Raw genomic sequence first — 21456 nt, 5'->3', positions numbered from 1 at the left:
GGCTCCTGGAGGATCTGGGGAGGGGTGCTGGGTACATCAGTCCAACCGATCGTAGGCGAGGGATGTTCCCCGCGGTGGCGCACACCACGACGGGGGACCGGTGGGGCGTGAGGGGCTCAAGGGGCGCGCAGCGTGGTGCTGGCCACGACCTCGTCCGAGCCGCAGACGAAGACCTCCACGTCCTGGCGGCCCTCCTCGACCGGACGCAGCACGACCACGGCGGGAAGCCCGTCCCAGGTGGCGTCCACGCGCTCGCCCGCGCCGACGTCGAGGACGCAGCCGGGGCTGGCGTCGTACGCCGTCACGGCTCCCGGGCGCGCAAGCGGCCGGACCGCGGGACGCAGGGCCTCGTCGCTGCGGAGCGCGAGGGGGGCGACGAACGCCGAGCCGGTCCGCTCGCTGCTGGCGCCGGGGCTCTCCGCCAGCTCGCTGGGCGCGGACCCCGCCGCGGCGTCGTCGGAGTCGTCGCCCTGGCCGGGCCCGGACTCGGCGACCGAGCCACCGCTGTCCGCCGCCGAGCCGGAGGACGCCGAGTCGGACCCGCCTGTGGAGTCGAGGACCTGGGGGAGGGCCACGCCGAGGGCCACGACGGCCGCGGCGGCGACCAGTCCGGTGGAGAGGGCACGCCGGCGTCGGGAGGCGAGGGGTACGACGGGCGCGACGGGTGCGTCGTCCTGCTCCCGGCGGTCAGCGGCAGGCTCGGCGGTGCGCTCGGCGGTCAGGTCGGCGAGCACCCCGTCGAGGCGGGCGACGACGTGGTCGGGGACCGGGTCCGTGTGCCGCGCCTCGGCGAGGCGGGCGCGGACGGCCGCCTCCTCGGCGGGGGACAGGGCGGGGTCGTCGGCGGTCATCGTGCTCACCTCCTCGGGAGCTGGCGGGGTCGGGTCGGTCCGGGCGTCGGGTGCGGGCGCACCTCAGCGGGCGCTGTCGGGAGGCCCGCGGGGTGCACCGGTGGATGGGACGTCGGCGCCGGACGGGGGGTTCCCCACGGGGGTGGCGGGTGAGGGGGGTCTCAGTGCGACCAGCAACGGCGCGAGGCGGGCCCGGCCGCGCGAGCACCGTGACTTGATGGTGCCCTCGGCACACTCCAGGATCGCCGCGGCCTCGGCGACGGAGTAGCCCTCCATGTCGACGAGCACCAGCGCGGCCCGCTGGTCGAGCGGCAGGGTGGCGAGCGCGTCGAGCACGGCCCGGCGACGCTCCCCGGCGAGCGCGCTGGCCTCGGGGTCGTCGCCGGTGTCGGTGGACGCGACGAGCGCGCCGCGGTCGGCCCGCTCCTCCAGGTCGTCGGGCAACGCGTCGGCGGCACGGACCTTGGCGGCCCGGATCCGGTCGAGGCACGCGTTGACCACGACCCGGTGCAGCCAGGTGGTGACGGCCGCCTCGCCGCGGAACGAACCGGCCCGGCGGAAGGCGGCGATCATCCCGTCCTGGAGGCCGTCGGCGGCGTCCTCGGGGTTGCCCATGGTGCGCAGTGCGACGGCCCAGAGCCGGTCGCGGTGCCGGGCGAAGAGGACACCGAAGGCGTCGGCGTCGCCGGCCACGTGCGCGGCCAGCAGGTCGGGGTCCGACCGGTCGTCCGGGCCGCCGGGGAGAGTCACCCGGCCACCACGACGTCGGCGATGGTGCCGCGGAAGGTGCCGTCGAGCTGCGGCAGCGCGGTCAGCCACACGGTGACGAAGCGCCCCGACACGGCCTCGTCGAGCTCGACGGTGAGGGTGCCGCTGCCCGTGGCATCGCCGACCGGCGTGAGGTCGGCGACGCCCGAGGGCGCCTGCCCGGTGATGTAGACGGCGAGCGACGTCGGACCACCGAGGGTGGCGATGTCGACCTGCCGGACGCCGCGGGTGCGGCCGAGGTCGAGGACCAGTCCCACGCCGGTCTTGAGACCGCCCGGGCCGAGCTGCTGGTTGTAGCTCGACGTGTTCCACGAGGTGGCGGTGTTGCCGTCGAGTGCCAGTGGCACGAGGTCGGAGTTCTCCACCTGCCCGTCCGTGCCCTGCGGGTCGAAGTCGCGACCCGTCACCTCGGGGAAGGGCGTCGGGGGCGCGGTCGTCACCGGCGTCCCCGGGGGCTCGGCGGTGGGCTCGTCGCCACCGCCGCGACCGATCTGGTACGCCGCGAGGGCGGCCAGGGCGACGAGCAGGCACAGGCCGATGAGCAGGGCGAGGCGGATCCAGCTGCGTCCCGGGACGTCGTCGTCGCCGGTGCCGGTGTCGTAGAGGGACGCGGCACCCGTCCCGGTGTGCGAGCCGGTCTGGTGACCGCCGGACGTGCCCTCCCACGGCCAGTAGCCGCTGGACGTCGCGGCGCTGAATCCCTCACGGGGCCGTCTCGCCGGCTGGCCCTCGGGCGGCTCGGGGGCGAAGAGCGGCTTGGCGGGCCGCTCCTCGAAGGGCGGCGGCGGGGGCGGCGGGTCGCTGCGGGCCGCCACCCAGCCGATCTCGTCGCGCTCGTCGTCGAAGACCGGCATGCCGGCCTGGGTCGGCTGGTCCACGGGACCCGCGCGAGGCGGCTCCCCGGCGTCGTCCGGCTCGTCGCGCACGTCCGCGTCGGTGTTTGTGTCGGGGTCGGCGTCCTCGCCGGTGGGGACCGGCGCGACGACCCGGGTGGGCTCGCTGACGCTCGGCACCGCGCGGGTCGCGTCGGCCGGATCCGGCGCGTCCGTCGCCCGCTCGGCCGCGGGGCCCGGGCCGTGCTCCGGCGCCGGGGGCGCCCACGGCGGGATCGTGGTGTGGTCCTGGGTGGACTCCCGCATGCCGGAGGCGTCGCCGACGTAGTCGCGCAGCATCTCGGCGATGACCGCGGCGGACACACCGGCGTCGGCGGACCGGCCGGAGTTGATGACCTGGTCGCAAAGGGCGTCGAGGGCGCGGGGGATGCCGGCCCGGACCCGCCGCGGTCGCAGCACGGCGCCGTGGTCGGTGGGCGCGGCGGGGAGCTGCGAGGACGAGACGCCCGCCCACTTGCCGGTGAGGGCGGCGTACAGCAGCGCGGCGGCGTCGACGAGGTCGGCCGACCGCCGTCCGGGCGGCAGGCCGTGCAGGGCGGCGTCCACCCCGAAGCCGATGATCCGGACCTGTCCGTGGTGGTCGACCAGGACGTTCTCGGGGACCAGCCGGCCGTGCGCCAGCCCGGCGGCGTGGGCGAGGGCGAGGCTGTCGGCCACCTCGGAGACGATCCACGCGGCGCGGCGCGGCTGCAGCGGTCCGTCGTTGGCCAGCATGACGTCGAGCGACGTCCCCTGGCCCCACTCGTTGACGACGAAGCAGAGGTCGTCGAGCCGCTCGGCGTCCAGGACGCGCAGCAGGCGGGGGTCGAGGTGGGGGGCCACGTTGCGGGCCGCCTCCAGGAGTCCCTCGGCCCGCGGGTCGTCGCGGGGGATGAGGTGCACGGCGACGTGCCGGTGCAGGACGGCGTCGTGGGCGCGCCAGAAGCGGCCGCCCTCGCTCTCGGCGAGCAGGTCGTCGAGGCGGTAGCGCGAGGCGAGGACCTCGCCGGCGTGGATCGAGTCAGGCATCGCTCACCTCGCTCCCGAAGGCTCCCGACTGGGCGGTGGACGACCTCATCGTAGGTGTCACCGTCGCGCGAGCCGACCGGCCACGCTGTCCACGAGGGAGGTCACCTCACGGATCCGCATCAGGTGGGCCGCGACGAGCAGGACGAGTCCGCCGGCGAGCCCGGCGAGTCCGCCGCGCAGCAACGACAGCAGCATCCCCGGCTGTTCGCCCAGCCCGTCGAGCGCCGTCTCGACCGACCACGCGGCCACCCCGGCGAGGCCGCACGCCAGCACCATCCGCACCAGGAAGCGCACCAGTGCGGGGGTCTGCAGGCCGCCCAGGGTCCGCCTCAGCACGGCATAGCTGATGGTCGAGCCCACGACGTACGACGCCAGCCAGGCCAGCACGAGCGCGGGCGCGGTCTGGTCGGGCGAGGTCCGGCCGACCAGCCACACCGCCACGGCGATGTTGGTGGCGGAGATGGCGCACTGGATGAAGAAGACGAGGCGGGTCTGCTCGAGGGCGTAGAAACCGCGCAGCATCAGGTAGTGGACGGTGAAGAACACCAGCGCCGGCCCGAAGACGGCCAGCGTCGGGGCGAAAGCGGCGGGATCGCCGGCGCCCACGTCGAAGAGCACCCCCGCGACGTCCCTCGACACGATCGGCATGAGCACCGCGAAGGGCAGCACGACCACCAGCGCGGTGCGCAGGGTCGAGCCGATCATGGCGCCCATGTCGGCACGGCGCTCGTCGTTGGCGTAGCCGGACAGACGGGGCAGGATCGCGGTGGTGAGCGAGACGGTCACGATCGCGTGCGGCACCATCATGATGAGGAAGCTGCTGGAGTAGACGGTGTTGCCGGTGCCGCCGCCGTCGACCGTGCCGCTCGACGCCAGCCGGGTGACGACGAGGTAGGCCAGCTGGTTGACCACCACGAAGAGGACGGTCCACACGGCGAGCCGGGCGGTGTGGCCCAGGCCGGTGCCACGGAAGTCGAACCGCGGGCGGTAGCGGAAGCCGGACCGGCGCAGGTAGGGGATCAGGATCAGGAACTGCACGACGATGCCCAGCGTGGAGCCGAGGCCGAGCAGCAGCTCCTGCCCGTCGGTGTAGGGGCCGACCTCCTCGACGGCGTTCGCGGGACCCCAGACCAGGAGGTAGAGGCCGAGCACCGCGATGGCGATCAGGTTGTTGGCGATGGGCGCCCACATCATCGGCCCGAACTTCTGGCGGGCGTTGAGCACCTGCCCGAGCAGCACGAACATGCCGTAGAAGAAGACCTGCGGCAGGCAGTAGCGGGTGAACGCGATCGCCGACTCGAGGTGCGCCGCCCGGTCCGCGTCGAAGTAGCGGGGGGCGAGGTAGACCCGCATCAGCTGCGGCGCCACCAGCACCAGCAGCACTGTGACGACGGCCAGGAACATCGCCGAGAGGGTGATGATCCGTGCGGCGTAGGCCTCGCCGCCGTCCTCGTCGTTCTTCATCGCGCGCACCAGCTGGGGCACGAGCACCGCGTTGAAGATGCCGCCGGCGACGAGGATGTAGACGGCGTTGGGGATGGTGTTGGCGATCGTGAAGATGTCGGCGTGCAGGGCCTGGCCCAGCGCGGCGACGATGAGCAGCGTGCGGAAGTAGCCGCTGAAGCGGGAGAGGATCGTCCCGCTCGCCATCACGGCGGTCGCGGAGAGGACCCGGGAGTCGCTCACGAGGCGGCCTCCGGCTCGCCGGCGTCCGGGTCGCCGTCGCGACGACCGGCCCGCACCTGGCGTACGACGCGCACCGCGATCGTGCCGAAGAGCAGCACGGCGCCGAAGACCATGATGTACCAGATGATCGCGCTGACCCGGGCCGCGCGGATGGGCAGCGAGGCGGAGCCACCGAGGGGCGTGCCGTCCTGGTCGGTCACCACCAGCCGCACCTGGTGGATGCCGAGCCGGGAGGCGGTCACGTCGAGGAGCAGCCGGGACCGGGCGCCGGGAGCGAGGTTGAGGACCTCGGAGTCGGCGACCTCGAGGGACCCGTCGGTCGTCGCCTCGACCCGGACGGTCACCGGCTGGTCGAGCCCGTTGACGACGGTGGCTCCCAGGGTGCCGTCCTCGCTCGAGAGGGTCACCGACGGCGGGGCGACCACGTCGATGTCGGCGAGCTGGTCGTCGAGGTAGCCGGCCGCGGCGCGGGCGGAGCCGGCGGCCGCGGCCTCCCGGGGACGCTGGCGGACCGACAGCGTGGCCAGGGCCTCGTCGGTGGCCTGCTGCTGCACCAGATCGGGGCTGGTGAGCACGCCCGACATGACGGCCGCCTGCTGCCGCAGGGCCTGGGCGGCGGAGAAGCTGGTGGCGCCGAGCTCGGTGGCGGCGTCCTCCTCGGTGTAGCTGAGGTCGGAGGCGCTGAGGCCGACCGCGGAGCGGGCACTGATGTCGATGACCGGGACCGGGTCGAGCCACGGCACGTCGAAGGCGCTGAAGAGGTCGGCAGGGTCCTGGGGGTACCAGTCGTCGGGGAGCACGAGGACCACCGGAGCGGTGGACCCGGCGTAGAGGCGCAGGGCCGCCTCGCTCAGCAGCCGCTGTCGCAGGGCGAGCGGCTCGTCGGCCGTGGTGGGTCCCGGGCCGCCCGATGCCGCCCCGGACGACGTCACGACCACCTTGTGGCCGAGCAGCCGGACCATCGAGTTCGGCGCGTCCGGCGGGACCGCGAAGGAGGTGTCGCCGAGGAGGACGACCGTCTCGTCCGTGGCGGCCTGCAGCGCGTCGGGGCTGATGAGACCGTCCGGGGGAGCCAGCACGGGGGTGTGCGTGATGCCCAGCGCGGTCAGCACCTCGGCGCCCCGGGCCATCGCGTCGGTGTAGAACACCGGCCCGTGGGTGGCCGCGGCCGACACGTCGAGGTCGCCGTAGGGCAGGGACAGGACCGTATCGCCCGCGACGAGGGCGGAGAAGCGGTCGAGCCAGGCCTGCGCCACGGCGGCGACGGCCTGCTTGTCGTCGGAGAGCTCCTCGGGCGCGGGCGGGCCGAGCGGCGCACCGCCGAGGTCGGACGGGAAGGGAACCTCCGCGACCCCCGCGCCGGGCTCCTCCGTCGGCTCCTCCTCGGCGTCCTCCGGGGCCTCGGTCTCCTGGGCCGGGTCGGCGGCCAGGCTGCGGCTCGGGTTGCCGGCCGCCAGCCGCGCGACGGTGGCCAGCACCGCCGGGTCGACCAGCCAGCTGATCGGGGTGCCGCCCGACGCCTGCCCGGCGTCCAGCACGGCGTCGAGGCGCCCGCCGTCGCCGAGGGACGTCGCCCAGCGGCGGACGCCGGACACCCGCCCGCTCGCGGTGTGACGGATCTGGTCGCGGACGGGCAGGACGACGGCGGCGTCGATGGACCCGGCCGAGGACGCGACATACGGGATGAAGGTGCGCGCCCTGCCGTCGGCGAAGGCGTCGCGCGGGACCGAGGAGTCCCCGATCGCGTGGACGCCGATCCAGTAGGCGCCGGGCTCCACGATCCCGAGCAGCTCGCGGGGCACGGTGAGCGAGAAGCCGGTGGTCTGCCCGGGCTGGAGCAGGTCGACGGTGTCGAAGGTGCCCGGCTCGACGACCCGGTCGCCCACGGCCTCCGCCGGATCGATGGCCGCGGACGCCGCCAGTGAGGTGGTGTCGAGGATCGGGGTGGTGGACCGGAAGGCGTAGAGGTTGACGTCGGTCCAGGGCTCGGCGCTCTGGTTGGTGACCGTGCCGGTGATCTCGACCGGGTCGTCGTCGTCGCCGAGGGCGGCGGGGGTGATGGAGTCGAGGTGCACGATCAGCGGCTCGGCGTCGGCGAGAGGCGCGGTCCCGGCCGCCGGCGCGGTGACGGGTACGCCGAGCAGGGTCGCCGCGAGGCCTGCGGCCAGGGCCGCCCACCGGTGCCGCCGTCGTGCCACCTGCCGCCTGGGGGCAGGCAGGGGTGAGGACGGGCGCGGCACGCCCCGACTCTAACGGCGCCGCGGTCGTGCCAGCGGAGGACTCGGCGGTGCCGGGGGAGGCGTCCGGACCCCCTAGACTGCTCCGTCGTGCCAGACGCCCCGTTGCCCCCGCTCCAGATCGTCGACGTGCAGCGTCGCGTGGGTGCCGAGCTCGATCGCATCGGTCCCGTCATCGACGAGCTGGGCGCCCGTTTCGCCGATGCCGGCGAGGAGCTGGCACTGGTCGGCGGCCCGGTCCGCGACGCGATGCTCGGCCGGCTCCAGAACGACCTCGACTTCACCACGTCGGCGCACCCCGACGTGACCGAGCGGCTGCTCAGGGGCTGGGCCGACGCCATCTGGGACATGGGACGGGCGTTCGGCACCATCGGCTGCCGCAAGGGGCCCTGGCAGGTCGAGATCACGACGTACCGGGCCGAGACCTACGACCCCGCCTCCCGCAAGCCCGACGTGGAGTACGGCGACTCGCTGGCCGGCGACCTCGGCCGGCGGGACTTCACGGTCAACGCGATGGCGGTGCGGGTGCCGGGCCGCGAGTTCGAGGACCTGCACGGCGGGGTCGTCGACCTCGCCCAGCGGGTGCTGCGGACCCCCGGGACCCCCGAGGAGTCCTTCTCCGACGACCCGCTGCGGATGATGCGCGCGGCCAGGTTCGCCGCCCAGCTCGGCTTCACCGTGGCCCCCGAGGTGGTCGCGGCGATGACCGCGATGGCCGGGCGGATCGAGATCATCTCCGCCGAGCGGGTGCGCGACGAGCTCGTCAAGCTGGTCTGCGCGCCGTACCCCCGCCTCGGCCTGACCCTGCTCGTGGAGACCGGCCTGGCCGCGCACGTGCTCCCGGAGCTGCCCGCCCTCGCGCTCGAGCGCGACGAGCACCACCGGCACAAGGACGTCTACGAGCACACTCTGACCGTGCTCGAGCAGTCGATCGACCTCGAGCACCGGCTCGGCGGTGGGCCCGACTTCGTCTCCCGCTTCGCCGCACTCATGCACGACATCGGCAAGCCGCGCACCCGCCGCTTCGAGTCGGGCGGCATCGTGACCTTCCACCACCACGACGTCGTCGGGGCCAAGATGACGCGCAAGCGGATGCGCGCGCTGCGCTTCTCCAACTCCGACATCGACGCCGTGAGCACCCTCGTCGAGCTGCACCTGCGGTTCCACGGCTACGGCTCGGGGGAGTGGACCGACTCGGCCGTACGCCGCTACGTGCGCGACGCCGGCGACCAGCTGGAGCGCCTGCACATCCTCACCCGGGCGGACTGCACGACCCGCAACCAGCGCAAGGCCGACCGGCTGCGCCGCACCTACGACTCCCTCGAGGAGCGCATCGCCCGCCTCTCCGAGCAGGAGGAGCTCGCCTCCATCCGGCCGGACCTCGACGGCAACGAGATCATGGGGATCCTCGGCATCGGGCCGGGCCGCGAGGTCGGCGAGGCCTACCGGTTCCTCCTCGAGCTGCGGATGGACGAGGGCAACCTCACGCCCGACGAGGCGCGGACCCGCCTGCTGGAGTGGTGGGCCCAGCGCTAGCCTCCCGGCCATGAGTAACACCCGTGGAGTCACCCAGGACGTCGAGCCGTTGATCGAGGAGACCGTGGAGGTGGCGGCCGACCCGGCGCGCGTCTGGTCCCTGGTCTCGGACCTGCCCCGGCTGGCGGAGTGGAGCCCCCAGGTCGTGCGGTCGTACGTGCGGACCGAGCGGCCGATCCAGCTCGGCACCCGGCTGCTCAACGTCAACCGGCGGGGCCTGCTCGTGTGGCCGACCCAGTCGAAGGTCGTGCGCTTCGAGCCGCACCAGGAGATCGCGTTCCGGGTGAAGGACAACTTCACCGTGTGGTCGTTCACGCTGGAGCCGACCGCGACCGGCACCCGCGTGGTGCAGCGCCGGGAGGCCCCGGAGGGCATCTCGGCCATCTCCAGCCGGCTCACCAGGCGCATGCTCGGCGGCGTGCCGTCCTTCCAGGCCGAGCTGCGCGAGGGCATGCGCTCCACGCTGGCCGCGATCAAGGCGACGGCCGAGGCCTGAGCCCGGCACACCGGCTGACGACGGACAGGGCGACCCGCACCGTGTCGGTGCCGATCGCCCTGTCGACGCTGTCGCCCCCCGTTACTACGACAGCGTCACCCCCGTGCCCACAGCGGCACGGCGCGGGTCCCCCCGGGCCCGGCGTGCCGCGTCCTGCGGATGGTGCGGATGGTGCGACCGGAAGGGGGCGCGGCGGTGCCGTCCCCCTGGACGCGACCCGGGTCGCGCTCCCCTCCGGCCGGTGTCCGCGGACCCTGCGGGTCCGGTGCCCCCGTGGCACCGGCGCCGCTCCCGGGCCCACGGACGCCGCTGACCCCCCACGCGTCGTCGCCGCCCACGAGGAGACGCGCAGCGAGGACCGTCGCCACCGCCGCGAGGATCGCGACGAGGTTCGGGAGCTCGTGCATGCTGCTGCCTCCTGGGTGACGGACCGCCGACGCTTCCCCCGTACGGCGAGTGCACCCGGTCAGAGCGCCCTGCCGCGGTCCTGATACACCCGGTCCGACTGGTCTGGACCGGTGGCCGACCGGCCACCTCCGGAAATGCCGACAGCCCCGGCGCTCGGCCGGGGCTGTCGGGGTGGTGCGGGTTGCTGCGGGGGCGAGGTCACTCGCCTGCGATGAACTTCTCCAGCTCGTAGCGGCCCTGGTCGTCGGGCATCTGCACCGGCGGGGACTTCATGAGGTAGGTCGAGGCCGGGATGATCGGGCCACCCACGCCGCGGTCCATGGCGATCTTGGCGGCCCGGACGGCGTCGATGATGATGCCGGCGGAGTTGGGCGAGTCCCAGACCTCGAGCTTGTACTCGAGGTTGAGGGGCACGTCACCGAAGGCGCGACCCTCGAGGCGGACGTAGGCCCACTTGCGGTCGTCGAGCCACGCGACGTAGTCCGACGGACCGATGTGGACGTTGCGGTCGCTGATCTTGTCCGCCAGCTCGCCCTTGAGGTTGGACGTCACGGCCTGGGTCTTGGAGACCTTCTTGGACTCCAGGCGCTCACGCTCGAGCATGTTCTTGAAGTCCATGTTGCCGCCGACGTTGAGCTGGTAGGTGCGGTCCAGCGCGACACCGCGGTCCTCGAACAGCTTGGCCATCACGCGGTGCGTGATGGTGGCGCCGACCTGCGACTTGATGTCGTCACCGACGATCGGGACGCCGGCGTCCTCGAACTTCTTGGCCCACTCGGGGTCGGAGGCGATGAAGACGGGCAGGGCGTTGACGAAGCCGACACCGGCGTCGATCGCGCACTGGGCGTAGAACTTGTCGGCCTCCTCCGAGCCCACCGGGAGGTAGGAGACGAGGACGTCGACCTTGTTGTCCTTGAGGACCTGGACGACGTCGACCGGCTCGGCGGACGACTCGTCGATGGTCATGCGGTAGTACTTGCCGAGGCCGTCCATCGTCGGGCCGCGCTGGACCTCGACACCGAGGGTCGGGACGTCGGCGATCTTGATGGTGTTGTTCTCGGAGGCGTTGATGGCCTCGGAGAGGTCCTTGCCGACCTTCTTGTCGTCGACGTCGAACGCTGCGACGAACTCCACGTCACCGACGTGGTAGTCGCCGAACTTGACGTGCATGAGCCCGGGAACGGTGGCCTGCGGGTCGGCGTCCCGGTAGTACTCCACGCCCTGGATGAGGGAGGTGGCGCAGTTGCCGACCCCCGCGATTGCTACTCGTACCGAACCCATGGGGCTCTCCTTGTCTGCCTGGTCTTCTACTGGTCTGTGCTGGTGACGGGGCTGCTGCTGCTGATCTGTCCGGGTGACTCGCCGCGCTCGGCCCGGATGAGGTCCGAGAGCCAGCGCACCTCGCGCTCGACCGACTCGACGCCGTGCCGCTGGAGCTCGCCGGCGTAGCGGTCGACCTCGGCCTGGGTGCGCTCGAGGTCCTGCTGGACCCGGGCGAGCCGCTCCTGGAGTCGGGTACGACGGCCCTCGAGGACGCGCAGCCGGATCTCCATGTCGGTGGACGAGAAGAACGCGAAGCGGATGTCGAAGTTGTCGTCCTCCCACGCCGTGGGACCGACCTCCGACATCAATCGGGAGAACTCCTCGGTGCCGGCGTCGGTGACCTGGTAGACGATCCTGGGCCGTCGCGACGCCGGGGTGGTGGTGGTGAGCTCCTCGATGAGGCCGGTGCGCAGCATCTTCTTCAGGGCGGGGTAGAGGGAGCCGTAGGACAGCACCCGCCCCCAGCCGAGCATCAGGTTGAGCCGCTTGCGGAGCTCGTAGCCGTGCATGGGTGCCTCGTGCAGCAGTCCGAGGACTGCGAGCTCGATGGTCTCTCCACGACGTGTCACGAGACCTATCGTAGCGATATATCCGTTCGGCGCCATCCTGCGTGTCTGTGGCGTGCGATACCCCTGCGTTCGCGACGACAAGGGCCTGCCACCGCTCTGGCCGTACCCTTGCCGCCGTGAGTGCGAAGCGCAGAGCAGACGGTCCGGCGGTCAAGCGCCGACCCACCAAGCCGAAGAAGACGACGGGCCAGCGGGTCCGCCGCATCCTCAAGACGCTGCTGGTGGTCGGACTCGTCCTCGTGCTGCTCGGGTCGCTGGCGTCGTTCGTCCTCTACCGGGCGATCGCGATCCCGGCGCCCAACGAGGCCTTCAAGGCCCAGACGACGTTCGTCTACTACAGCGGCGGCAAGCAGGAGCTCGGCACCTTCTACGACGACCAGAACCGCGTCTCCATCCCGCTCTCGGAGATGCCGCAGCAGATGCAGGACGCTGTCGTCGCCGCGGAGAACCAGACCTTCTGGACCGACCAGGGCATCGACCCCAAGGGCATCCTGCGCGCCGCGTTCTCCAACGCCCGTGGCAACGACCGCCAGGGCGCGTCGACGATCACCCAGCAGTACGTCAAGATCCTCTACCTCACCAGCGAGCAGAGCTACCAGCGCAAGATCAAGGAAGCCGTCGTCTCGCTCAAGATCCAGAACGAGCTGAGCAAGGAAGAGATCCTCGAGGGCTACCTCAACACCATCTACTTCGGTCGCGGCGCGTACGGCGTGCAGGCGGCGGCGCAGGCGTTCTTCGACAAGGACGCCGCGCAGCTCACCCTGCGCGAGAGCGCGGTGCTCGCCACCGTCCTCAACAACCCGTCGCGCTACGACCCCGACGGTGGCAAGGAGGCCCGCGAGGCCCTCAAGGAGCGCTACACCTACGTCCTCGAGGCGATGGTCGACACCGAGGCGATCTCCGCCGAGCAGGCCGAGAAGGCCACCAAGCGGCTGCCCAAGTTCCCCGAGATCGCGGCGCAGAGCCAGTACGGCGGCCAGCGCGGCCACATGCTCTCGCTGGTCAAGGACGAGCTGCTCGCCACCGGCGACTTCACCGAGGAGCAGATCGACGGCGGCGGCCTGCGGATCACCACCACCTTCACCCCCGAGGCCATGGAGGCCGTCGAGCAGGGGGTCGAGGAGCAGCGGCCCGCCGGCTTCGACAAGCAGCTGCACGTCGGCGCCGCGACCGTCGAGGTCGGCACCGGAGCCCTGCGTGGCTTCTACGGCGGGCAGGACTACCTCGAATCCCAGATCAACTGGGCGGTCGCCGGGGGCATGGCCGGATCGACGTTCAAGGCGGGCACCGACGTCGCCGCGATCCGCGAGGGCTTCTCCCTCAACGACACCTTCGAGGGCAACAGCCCGATCGACATCGCGGGCACCGAGTTCGAGAACCAGGGCGACACCGACTACGGCTCCGCCGTCTCGATGCTGGAAGCCACCGAGAACTCCATCAACACCGCCTTCGTCGACATGGTCGACGCCATGCCCGACGGTCCGGCGAAGGTCATCCAGGCCCTCGAGGACATGGGCGTCCCCGGCAACAAGCCGGGCCCGTGGGGCATCCCCAACCGCTCCATCGACATGCAGGAGAACGTCGGCGTCACCCTGGGCACGGCCCAGGTGAGCCCGATCAACATGGCCAACGCCTACGCCACCCTCGCGAGCGGCGGCGAGCGCGCCGACGTGCACGTCGTGGAGAAGGTCGTCGACCGCAACGGCGAGACGGTCTACTCCGCGGAGCCCGAGATCAAGCGGACGGTCGACGAGGACATCTCCGCCGACGTCAGCTACGCCCTGCAGCAGGTCGTGCAGAGCGGGTCCGGCACCGAGGCGCTGGCGCTGGGCCGCCCGGCCGCCGGCAAGACCGGCACGGCCACCAACGACGACGGCGAGGTGTCCTCGTCGTGGTTCGTCGGCTACACCCCGCAGATGTCGACCGCGGTGATGTACGTGCGCGGCAAGGGTCGCGAGGCCCTCGACGAGTGGCTGCCGACCAGCTCTGACGGCAAGCTCGGCTACTTCGGCGGCAACTACCCCGCCAAGACGTGGACCTCGATCATGCAGACGGTGATGGAGGGCCTGGAGGTCGAGGAGTTCCCGGAGCCGGTGTTCGTCGACGGCGACACCCCCGAGGGCTACGAGACGCCGTTCGTCCCGCCGGAGACCACCACCACCGCGCCGCCCCAGCCCCAGCCGACCAGGCGTCCGAACCGGACCCCGACGATCCAGACCGAGGAGCCGTCCCCGACGGAGACCCCGACGGAGACGCCCACCGAGACGGTGCCGCCGACCCCGGTGCCCACCACCCCGGTCCCGACCACGCCCGTCCCCACGGCTCCCGTCCCGACCACGCCGGCGCCGACCGAGACGGCCCCGCCCCCCAGCGCGCCGACGGCGACCCCGACGGCGGCGCCCCGGCGGACGACGTACGCCTCGCCGACGAGGCGACGCCTGGCCACCTGGCGTCCGTGACTCCGGAGCCGCGGGTCGGGGACCCGCGATGACGGACCGGGTCCACCCGAGCCGCGACGACGCCCTCGTCCGCTCGCTGAGCGAGGTGGCCGGCGGCCCGCTGGGCGACCACGCGGGGCGGCACCCCTGGTGGACCCCGCTGCGGGTGGTCCTGCTCCTCGCGACGCTCTCGCTGTCCCTGGGGATGGTCGCCAAGGCGCCGTGCCTCGACGTGGCCGGCGAGGGCGGCACCGGCCGGTACGCCGCGCTCTGCTGGTCCGACGTCTCGCAGGCGTACGTCGACCGCGGCCACGCCGAGCTCGCCTGGCCCTTCACCGACGACCCGGCCGTCCGGGAGCGGTACGCCGCGGGCTGGCACCCGCCGGTCCCGGCGTACGTCGCGTGGGCCGCGGCCCGGGTGACCCACGTGGTCTCCGGGTCGCCCGACCTCGACGACCGGCGCAGCGAGGCGGTCGCGGACGTCGCGGTCGACGAGGACGTGCACCGCGAGGCGCGGATCTTCACCGCCGTCACCGCGATCTGGCTGGCGGCCGCCGGGCTGCTGGCCGCCGGCCTCCTCGTCGGCGTACGCCGTCGACGCCCGTGGGACGCCGCGGCGTTCGCGGCCGCGCCCGTACTGGTCCTGCTCTGGCCGGTCACCTGGGACCTGCTGGCGGCGGCCGCCGTCGCGGGTGTGCTGTGGGGCTGGGCCCGGCGCCGGCCCGGGGTGGGCGGTGCCGCGCTGGGGCTGGGCGCGGCCACCTCACCGCTGGTCGCGGTGCTGCTGGTGCCGCTGGTGGTGGTCGCCGTGCGCGAGCGGCGCGGCCGCGAGGCGTGGCGGGTGGCCGCCGTGGCCCTCGGGACCTGGGTGGTCGCCAACGCCCCGGCGTACCTCTCGTCGTCGACGGCCTGGCGCACGTCGTGGCAGGGCTACCTGCACGGCGCCGACGTCGGCTCGGTGTGGCTGCTGGTCGAGCAGGCCGGCAACACCGACCTCTCCCGTGCCACGGTGCTCACCGCCTCCGCGGTGCTGGTCGCGGCCTGGCTCGGCGTGGTCGCCGCGGTGGGGCTGCGGACCCGCCTCCCGCTCCCGGCCCTCGGGACCCTGGCCGTCGCCGGGACGCTGGTCGTGAGCCCGGCGTCGGCCCCGTCGTACGCCCTGGTCCTGCTGCCACTGGCCGCGCTCGGCGTGGCGCGCTGGCGCGACCTCCTGGTGTGGCAGGCGGGCGAGGCGCTGCACTTCGCGATGCTCGGGTGGTACCTCGGAGGACTGCTCGCCCCGGCCGGCGGCGGCGACGCGCGGGCCTACTGGTGGGGCGTGCTCGCCCGGCTGCTCGGCCTGGCGTGGCTGGTCACGGCCGTGCTGCTGCGGACCCGGACAGCCGGCTCAGGTGACGACGACGCTGTCGAAGTCGGTCGCCGTGAAGCGCACCCGGACGTCGATGTCCTCGCCGACGGCGGGCACGCGCGCGCCTGACGGCACGAAGAGCATCGAGGCCTGCATGTGCGGGGGCTCGGCGAAGAGCCGCTGCTTGCCGTCGATGGAGAACGGCGAGCGCACTAAGCCGACCGCGTCCATGCCACCGCGGGCCAGGGTGGCGGCGCGGGCGCGGATGGACTGGTCGCCGGTGGGCGCCTCGAGCCCGATGCCGTGCGCCGTACCGCCGCTGACCACGAGCAGGTGGCCGCTCTTCGGCATGGACCGGCCGCGGTAGCCGAAGGCCTCGCCGCGCTCGATCGGGTGCACGTCGAGGACGGTGGAGCTCACCTGCAGCGCGCCCCGGTCGCCGAGCCAGAGGTCGGTGCCGACGCGCGGGCGGATGGTGAAGTCGGGGTACGTCGCACGGAGCGTGGTCAGCTCGTCGCGGGTCAGGTGGCTGACGAAGACCGTGCGGGTGCCGATGCCGGCCGCGACCATGTCGTTGATGAGCCGGGTGACCTCGCCGAGGTGCGAGGAGGTGTTGAGGGGCAGGTGCAGGGCCATGCCCTCGAGTCCCGGGAGGCGCCGCTCGGCCAGCAGGTGGCCGGCCTCGACGAGCTCGCGCCGGGTCATGCCGTGGCGACGCATGGAGGTGAGCTGCTCGAGCACGAAGCGGGCGCGCGGGTCGCGGTCGGTGAGGTCGCGCAGGTCCTCGAGGCGGCTGATCGTGTGCACCACGCGGTGGCCGTGGGCCTCGGGCACCTCGACGGCGCCGCCGACGGGGCGCCACGGGGTCAGCACCAGCAGGTCGCCGTCGTAGCGGGTGGCCGCCTCGGCGAGCTCGCGGTAGGTGCCGACCGCGAGCATGTCGACCGGGGTGCCCGTCTGCTCGGCGTGCTCGTGCAGCCACTGCACGCGGCGCGCCAGTCGGCCGATGGTGAATCCGTAGCCGTTGCCCTTGCAGACCGGGACGATGCCGGGGTGGGCGGTCGCGGTGGCGAGCAGGTGCCGGCGCCAGCGCTCGCCGTCCACGGTGAGTCGCAGCGTCATCCGCGACGCCCCATGTAGAGGTCGAACGCCTTGTAGAGCGGGCGGTTGAGCGGGAGGTCCCACTCGCCGACGTACTCGACGGCCTCGCCGCCGGTGCCGACCTTGAACTGGATGAGGCCCACGTGGGAGTCGTCGGCGTCCAGGGTGTCGGTGATGCCGCGCAGGTCGTAGACGGCCGCGCCGGCGGCCAGGGCGTCGCTGATCATCGCCCACTGGATGGCGTTGGAGCCGCGGACGTCGCGCTTCTCGGTGGAGCTGGCGCCGTAGGAGTACCAGGAGTGGGTGCCGACGCGGATCGCGATCGTGCTGGCGACGAGGTCTCCCTCGTGGCGGGCGGTCCACAGGGTGATGCGCCCGTCCGCCTCGGCCGACAGGGCGTCGTACATCGTCTCGAAGTAGCGCAGGCCGCGCGGGGTGAAGTGGTCGCGCTCGGCGGTGTGGACGTAGAGGTCGTGGAAGGCCTCGAGGTCCGCGCGGGTGCCGCGCTCGACGACGACGCCCTGCTTGGCGGCCTTCTTGATGTTGCGCCGCCACAGCTGGTTCATCCCGGCGAGGACCTCGTCCTCGGTGCGCGGGGTGCCGTCGTCGTGGACGAGCGGGATGACGAAGTTGTACTGCGGCTGGCCGGCCGCGAAGCCGCCCTCGACGGCCTGGGGACGCCAGCCGAGCTCGTGGAGCTGGGACACGACGCAGGCGCCGGTCTGGTTGCGCTCGAGCGGCGGCACGTCCGTCAGCCGGTGCACGGACTCGTCGGCGATGCCCTCCTTGACCTGCGCCGCGCTCCAGCGCCGGGTGACCACGGGCGGGCCCATCCGGACCCCGAAGGCGCCCTGCCGGGACAGGTGGCGGGTCATCGGCGCGAGCCAGGAGTCGAGGTCCTCGGTGGTCCAGTCGATGACCGGTCCCTCGGGGAGGTAGGCGAGGTAGCGCTTGAGCCGCGGGAGCTGGCGGTAGAGCACCAGCGCGGCGCCGACCAGCTCCTCGCCGGCGAACCAGCCGAGGGACTCCGCGCGCCACTCCGGCTTGACCTGGGCCCAGCCGGGGGTCTGCAGGAAGCTCGCGCTGGGCTGGGCGGCGACGTACGCGGCGTGCTCGGCGGTCGTGATGGCCCGAACGGTCAGGGGGGTCGGCGTCGTCACCCGGGTGAGGCTACAGGGGCTGAAATGGTGACAGGGACCAGACAAGACCCCCGTACTTGTCCGATCCCTGCTCACCCACCTAGACGCGGCAGGTGGTGGTTTGGTTGCGCGGTTTCGCCGACTTTTTACCTTGTGTCGTCGAAAGTGCCTGCGGATCAGTCGCGACCGGCGCCGCGGGACGGCCTCACGTCGAGGACGACGGGAGCCTCCAGGCCGGCGTCGGCGGCAGCCGCGGTGACGGCCGCGCGCACCTCCGGGACGGCCTCGCGGGGCACCAGCGCGACCACGGCGCCGCCGAAGCCGCCACCGGTCATCCGCGCGCCGAGGGCACCGCCCGCGAGGGCCGCCTCGACCGTGCGGTCGACGACCGGCACCGAGTTGGCGAAGTCGTCGCGCATCGAGGCGTGTGACGCGGTCATGAGCGGGCCGATCCCGGCGAGGTCGCCGCGGCGGGCCAGGGCCACGCACTCGAGGACCCGCTGGTTCTCGGTGAGCACGTGTCGCGCCCGGCGCCGGGTCTCGTCGTCGGTGAGCGAGGCCAGGGCGGCGTCGACGTCCTCGACCTCGCGCAGGGTCGGGACGCCCAGCTCGCGGGCGGCCCGCTCGCAGGCCTCGCGGCGCGAGGCGTAGCCGCCGTCGACCAGCTGGTGGGGCGCGTGCGGGTCGATGACGAGCAGGGTCAGGCCCGCGGCGTCGAGGTCGCAGGGCACCGGCTCCACGGTGAGGTCACGGGCGTCGAAGAAGGAGAGGTGTCCGTCCTGCGAGCGCAGGATCGCGGTCTGGTCGAGGAGACCGGTGGGTGCCCCGACGTAGTCGTTCTCGGCGCGCTGGACGAGCAGGGCCAGCTCCTCGCGGGGGACCTCCGCGCCGGCGAGGCCCAGCAGCGCCAGCGCGACCGCGCACTCGAGGGAGTGGGAGGAGGAGAGCCCCGAGCCCACCGGGACCTCGCTGACGATCTGCAGGTCGGCACCGGGGACCGGTGTCCCGAGGTGCTCGCCGAGGACCCAGGCGATGCCCGCGACGTACGCCGCCCAGCCGGTCACGTCACCCGGCTGCGTGGTGGTCGGGAAGTCGCCGGGCTCGAGGTCGCCGGACGTCGCGGTGACCCGCCCGTCGGTGCGGGGCCGAGCGGTGACGGTGGTGCGCTGGGGCAGCGCGAAGGGCAGCGCGAAGCCGGCGTTGTAGTCGGTGTGGTCGCCGATGAGGTTGACCCGGCCGGGGGCCGACCAGGTGCCGCCGGCGGTGTCCTGCCCGCTCATGCGACCCGCTCCCGCAGCCAGGCCGCGTCGGCGGTGTGCTCGGCGGCCCCGCCGGGGGTCTCGAGGCAGACCGGGGCGCCGGCGTCGCGGATCACCGCGGCCAGCAGGTCGGCGTCGATGTGACCGGCCCCGAGGTTGGCGTGCCGGTCGGCGCCGGAGTCGAAGGCGTCGCGGCTGTCGTTGCAGTGCACCAGGTCGATCCGTCCGGTGATGGCCAGGACGTCCGCGACCACCGTCTCGAGCGGGTTGCCGCCGGCGTGGGCGTGGCAGGTGTCGAGGCAGAAGCCGACCATGTCGGCCTGCTCGGTGCCACTGATGGCGTCCCACACCCCCGCGATGCGGTCGAGGTAGCGGGTCATCGCGTTGTCGCCGCCGGCGGTGTTCTCGATGAGCAGCGGCAGCTTGAGGTCGGTCGCCTCGACGGCCTTGCGCCAGTTGTCGAACCCGATGCTCGGGTCGTCGGACTTGTTGACGTGCCCGCCGTGCACGATCAGGCCCTTGGCGCCGATCTCGGCCGCGGCGTCGACGTGCTGCTGGAGCAGCTTGCGGCTCGGGATCCGGATCCGGTTGTTGGTGGTGGCGACGTTGACGATGTACGGCGCGTGGACGTAGAGGTCGACCCCCGCCTCCCCGGCGGCCTCGCGCAGCGCCTGCGCGCCCCCGGCGTACTGCACCTCGGGGCCCTTGTAGCCCTGCGGGTCGCCGAGGAAGAACTGCACCAGCGGCGCCTGCCGGGCCTGCGCCTCGGCGATCGGGTCGGTCTGGTCCACGTGCGCGCCGATGGGGATGCTCATGGGCGTCAGGCTAGTGCGGACCGGGGACACCGGGCACGGGCGTTTGCCCGGCGCTCAGGTGAGCGCCGCGGTGGCCACGACCGTGCAGGCGACCAGCACGACCAGGCAGCCGACGACGGCGGCCCAGGCCGCCCAGTCGACGGCGGGGGTACGCCGCTCGGCGGGCAGCGGGGGCAACCGGTCGGCGACGACCGGGCCGGGCTCCGCGGGGATGTCAAGGCGCCGCAGCAGGCGCAGGGCGGCCTCGGCGGACGCCAGTCGCTGCTCGGGGTCGACCACGAGGAGGCGCTCGAGGAGCGGGCGCAGCCGGCTGGACCCGATCTCCCCCTGGCGCGACGGCGGCAGGCCGGTGAGGAGCTGGAGGCCGACCCGGCCGACGGCGTAGAGGTCCTGGCACGGGTCGGGCGGCGCCCCCCGCGCCTGCTCGGGCGCCATGTAGCCGTCGGTGCCGATCGCCCCCGGGACGGTGGTGAAGCGGCGGTCGGCGATGGGGGCGGCCACGCCGAAGTCGCCGAGCCGCAGGTGCGGGGTGGCGGCGTCGCCGGCACCGGTGGCACCCGTGACGTCGGTGCTGTCGGCGGTGTCGGTCGGGTCGAGCAGCAGGTTGGCGGGCTTGACGTCGCGGTGCACCAGCCCGGCCGCGTGGACGGCGGCGAGCGCCATGAGGAGCTGCTCGACCAGCCGCGCGGCGTACCCCACCGGGAGCGGGCCGTGCTCGTCGAGCAGCTGCTGGACCGAGCCACCGGGCACGAGGTCCATGGCGAGCAGGACGAGGTCGTCCTCGGCGGCCCAGCCCGTGGGGGCGACCACGTGGGGGTGCCGCACCCGGACCGCCTGCTCGCGCACGAAGCGGGCGAGCAGGCCGGCGGAGTGCTGTCCGAGGACCTTGACGGCGACCAGCGCACCGGTGCGGGTGTCCCGTGCCCGCCACACCGAGCCCATCCCGCCGGCGCCGACCTGGTCGAGCAGGACGTAGCGACCGGCGACCGGCGGGAGGGCCGTCCGGGGTGGCGCCTGCCGGCGCGCTGCGTGGGCTGGGGGACGCACGAGGACGACGCTAGCGACGTACGCCGATCGGTGCCGCCGGTCATCCACAGGCCCCGCCCCGCACGGATTCCGCGGGGGTGGCCGGGCGCTGTTAGCCTTTCCTGTCGCTCCCTATCCGCTGGGGGCACATCCTCCTGCCACGGATCGTCCGTGGCCGCATGAGTCCGAAGGAGGTAGACACGCATGACGCGTGCCTACGAAGTGTTGGTGATCCTCGACCCCAGTCTCGAGGAGCGCACCATCGAGCCGTCCCTCGACAAGTACCTCAACGTCATCCGCAAGGACGGCGGATCTGTCGACAAGGTCGACGTGTGGGGCCGGCGTCGCCTGGCCTACGAGATCAAGAAGAACGCCGAGGGCATCTACGCGATCATCTCGCTGCAGGCCGAGCCTGCGACCGTCAAGGAGTTCGACCGCCAGCTCACGCTGAACGAGTCGATCCTGCGCACCAAGGTCCTCCGCCCCACGCTCTGAGCGTGTTTGTGGAAAACCTTTCCGATGTCGGTGGCCTCCGCAACGATGGCCCCCGACCTC

The 21456-nt window shown here is 73.2% G+C and carries 18 protein-coding genes; 5 read left to right on the top strand and 13 right to left on the bottom strand.

The window, feature by feature from the left end; translation table 11 throughout:
* Positions 1–116: 116 nt before the first annotated feature.
* The 5 genes from DAE25_RS10630 to DAE25_RS23855 form a co-directional block, all read right to left on the bottom strand.
* Positions 117–851: a hypothetical protein gene (locus DAE25_RS10630; RefSeq protein ID WP_107766173.1), complete on the bottom strand. Its 735-nt coding sequence runs from the start codon at positions 849–851 to the stop codon at positions 117–119.
* Between the two features lie 63 nt (positions 852–914).
* Positions 915–1601, bottom strand: coding sequence for an RNA polymerase sigma factor SigM (gene sigM / locus DAE25_RS10625; RefSeq protein ID WP_107766172.1), 687 nt, complete (start codon positions 1599–1601; stop codon positions 915–917).
* Positions 1598–3520, bottom strand: a complete 1923-nt coding sequence (locus DAE25_RS10620; protein ID WP_107766171.1) for a protein kinase family protein — start codon at positions 3518–3520, stop codon at positions 1598–1600. The genes sigM and DAE25_RS10620 overlap by 4 nt, the downstream gene beginning before the upstream one ends.
* A 57-nt stretch (positions 3521–3577) precedes the next feature.
* On the bottom strand, positions 3578–5206 hold the full coding sequence (gene murJ / locus DAE25_RS10615; RefSeq protein ID WP_234410969.1) for a murein biosynthesis integral membrane protein MurJ: 1629 nt from the start codon (positions 5204–5206) through the stop codon (positions 3578–3580).
* The gene (locus DAE25_RS23855; RefSeq protein WP_234410968.1) at positions 5203–7446 is read right to left on the bottom strand and encodes a DUF6049 family protein; all 2244 of its coding nucleotides are present in this window, start codon (positions 7444–7446) and stop codon (positions 5203–5205) included. The genes murJ and DAE25_RS23855 overlap by 4 nt, the downstream gene beginning before the upstream one ends.
* Positions 7447–7533: 87 nt before the next feature.
* On the opposite strand from DAE25_RS23855, the gene DAE25_RS10610 reads away from it, so the two are divergent.
* Together DAE25_RS10610 and DAE25_RS10605 are read left to right on the top strand one after the other, a co-directional pair.
* Complete coding sequence (locus DAE25_RS10610) at positions 7534–8979, top strand: CCA tRNA nucleotidyltransferase (protein WP_107766170.1); 1446 nt, start codon at positions 7534–7536, stop codon at positions 8977–8979.
* Positions 8980–8989: 10 nt separating this feature from the next.
* Entirely contained in the window at positions 8990–9475 is a 486-nt protein-coding gene (locus DAE25_RS10605) for an SRPBCC family protein (protein WP_107766169.1), read from the top strand.
* Positions 9476–9570: 95 nt separating this feature from the next.
* Here DAE25_RS10605 and DAE25_RS10600 read toward each other — a convergent pair whose 3' ends face one another.
* The 3 genes from DAE25_RS10600 to DAE25_RS10590 form a co-directional block, all read right to left on the bottom strand.
* The gene (locus DAE25_RS10600) at positions 9571–9882 is read right to left on the bottom strand and encodes a hypothetical protein (RefSeq protein ID WP_107766168.1); all 312 of its coding nucleotides are present in this window, start codon (positions 9880–9882) and stop codon (positions 9571–9573) included.
* Positions 9883–10081: 199 nt separating this feature from the next.
* Complete coding sequence (locus DAE25_RS10595) at positions 10082–11164, bottom strand: inositol-3-phosphate synthase (protein ID WP_056887976.1); 1083 nt, start codon at positions 11162–11164, stop codon at positions 10082–10084.
* 26 nt (positions 11165–11190) lie between these two features.
* Positions 11191–11775 (bottom strand): PadR family transcriptional regulator, encoded by a 585-nt coding sequence (locus tag DAE25_RS10590; RefSeq protein ID WP_107766167.1) that lies wholly within the window; start codon positions 11773–11775, stop codon positions 11191–11193.
* A 116-nt stretch (positions 11776–11891) separates the two neighbouring features.
* Here DAE25_RS10590 and DAE25_RS10585 point away from each other — a divergent pair, with 116 nt between their 5' ends.
* A complete protein-coding gene (locus DAE25_RS10585) occupies positions 11892–14234 on the top strand; it encodes a transglycosylase domain-containing protein (protein WP_107766166.1) in 2343 nt (780 codons plus the stop codon).
* Positions 14235–14262: 28 nt separating this feature from the next.
* Positions 14263–15690, top strand: a complete 1428-nt coding sequence (locus DAE25_RS10580; RefSeq protein ID WP_107766165.1) for a glycosyltransferase 87 family protein — start codon at positions 14263–14265, stop codon at positions 15688–15690.
* Here the strand turns inward: DAE25_RS10580 and DAE25_RS10575 are convergent.
* From DAE25_RS10575 to DAE25_RS10555, 5 genes are all read right to left on the bottom strand, one after another.
* Positions 15601–16683, bottom strand: coding sequence for an alanine racemase (locus tag DAE25_RS10575; protein ID WP_107766164.1), 1083 nt, complete (start codon positions 16681–16683; stop codon positions 15601–15603). The genes DAE25_RS10580 and DAE25_RS10575 overlap by 90 nt on opposite strands.
* Positions 16680–17822, bottom strand: a complete 1143-nt coding sequence (locus DAE25_RS10570) for a lipid II:glycine glycyltransferase FemX (protein ID WP_107766163.1) — start codon at positions 17820–17822, stop codon at positions 16680–16682. Before DAE25_RS10570 ends, DAE25_RS10575 begins: the two co-directional genes overlap by 4 nt.
* Positions 17823–17977: 155 nt before the next feature.
* Entirely contained in the window at positions 17978–19081 is a 1104-nt protein-coding gene (gene galK / locus DAE25_RS10565; RefSeq protein WP_107766162.1) for a galactokinase, read from the bottom strand.
* Positions 19078–19875, bottom strand: coding sequence for a deoxyribonuclease IV (locus DAE25_RS10560; protein WP_107766161.1), 798 nt, complete (start codon positions 19873–19875; stop codon positions 19078–19080). Before DAE25_RS10560 ends, galK begins: the two co-directional genes overlap by 4 nt.
* 54 nt (positions 19876–19929) lie before the next feature.
* Entirely contained in the window at positions 19930–20922 is a 993-nt protein-coding gene (locus tag DAE25_RS10555; protein ID WP_234410967.1) for a serine/threonine-protein kinase, read from the bottom strand.
* A 183-nt stretch (positions 20923–21105) separates the two neighbouring features.
* Here DAE25_RS10555 and rpsF point away from each other — a divergent pair, with 183 nt between their 5' ends.
* Positions 21106–21396, top strand: a complete 291-nt coding sequence (rpsF, locus tag DAE25_RS10550; protein WP_056887966.1) for a 30S ribosomal protein S6 — start codon at positions 21106–21108, stop codon at positions 21394–21396.
* The last annotated feature ends 60 nt before the right edge of the window (positions 21397–21456 follow it).

The sequence above is a fragment of the Nocardioides terrigena genome, from assembly GCF_003047265.1.
In the GTDB taxonomy this organism is placed as follows: domain Bacteria; phylum Actinomycetota; class Actinomycetes; order Propionibacteriales; family Nocardioidaceae; genus Nocardioides; species Nocardioides terrigena.
Note: the sequence above shows the minus strand (reverse complement) of the source record. Positions and strands in the feature narration are given on the sequence as shown.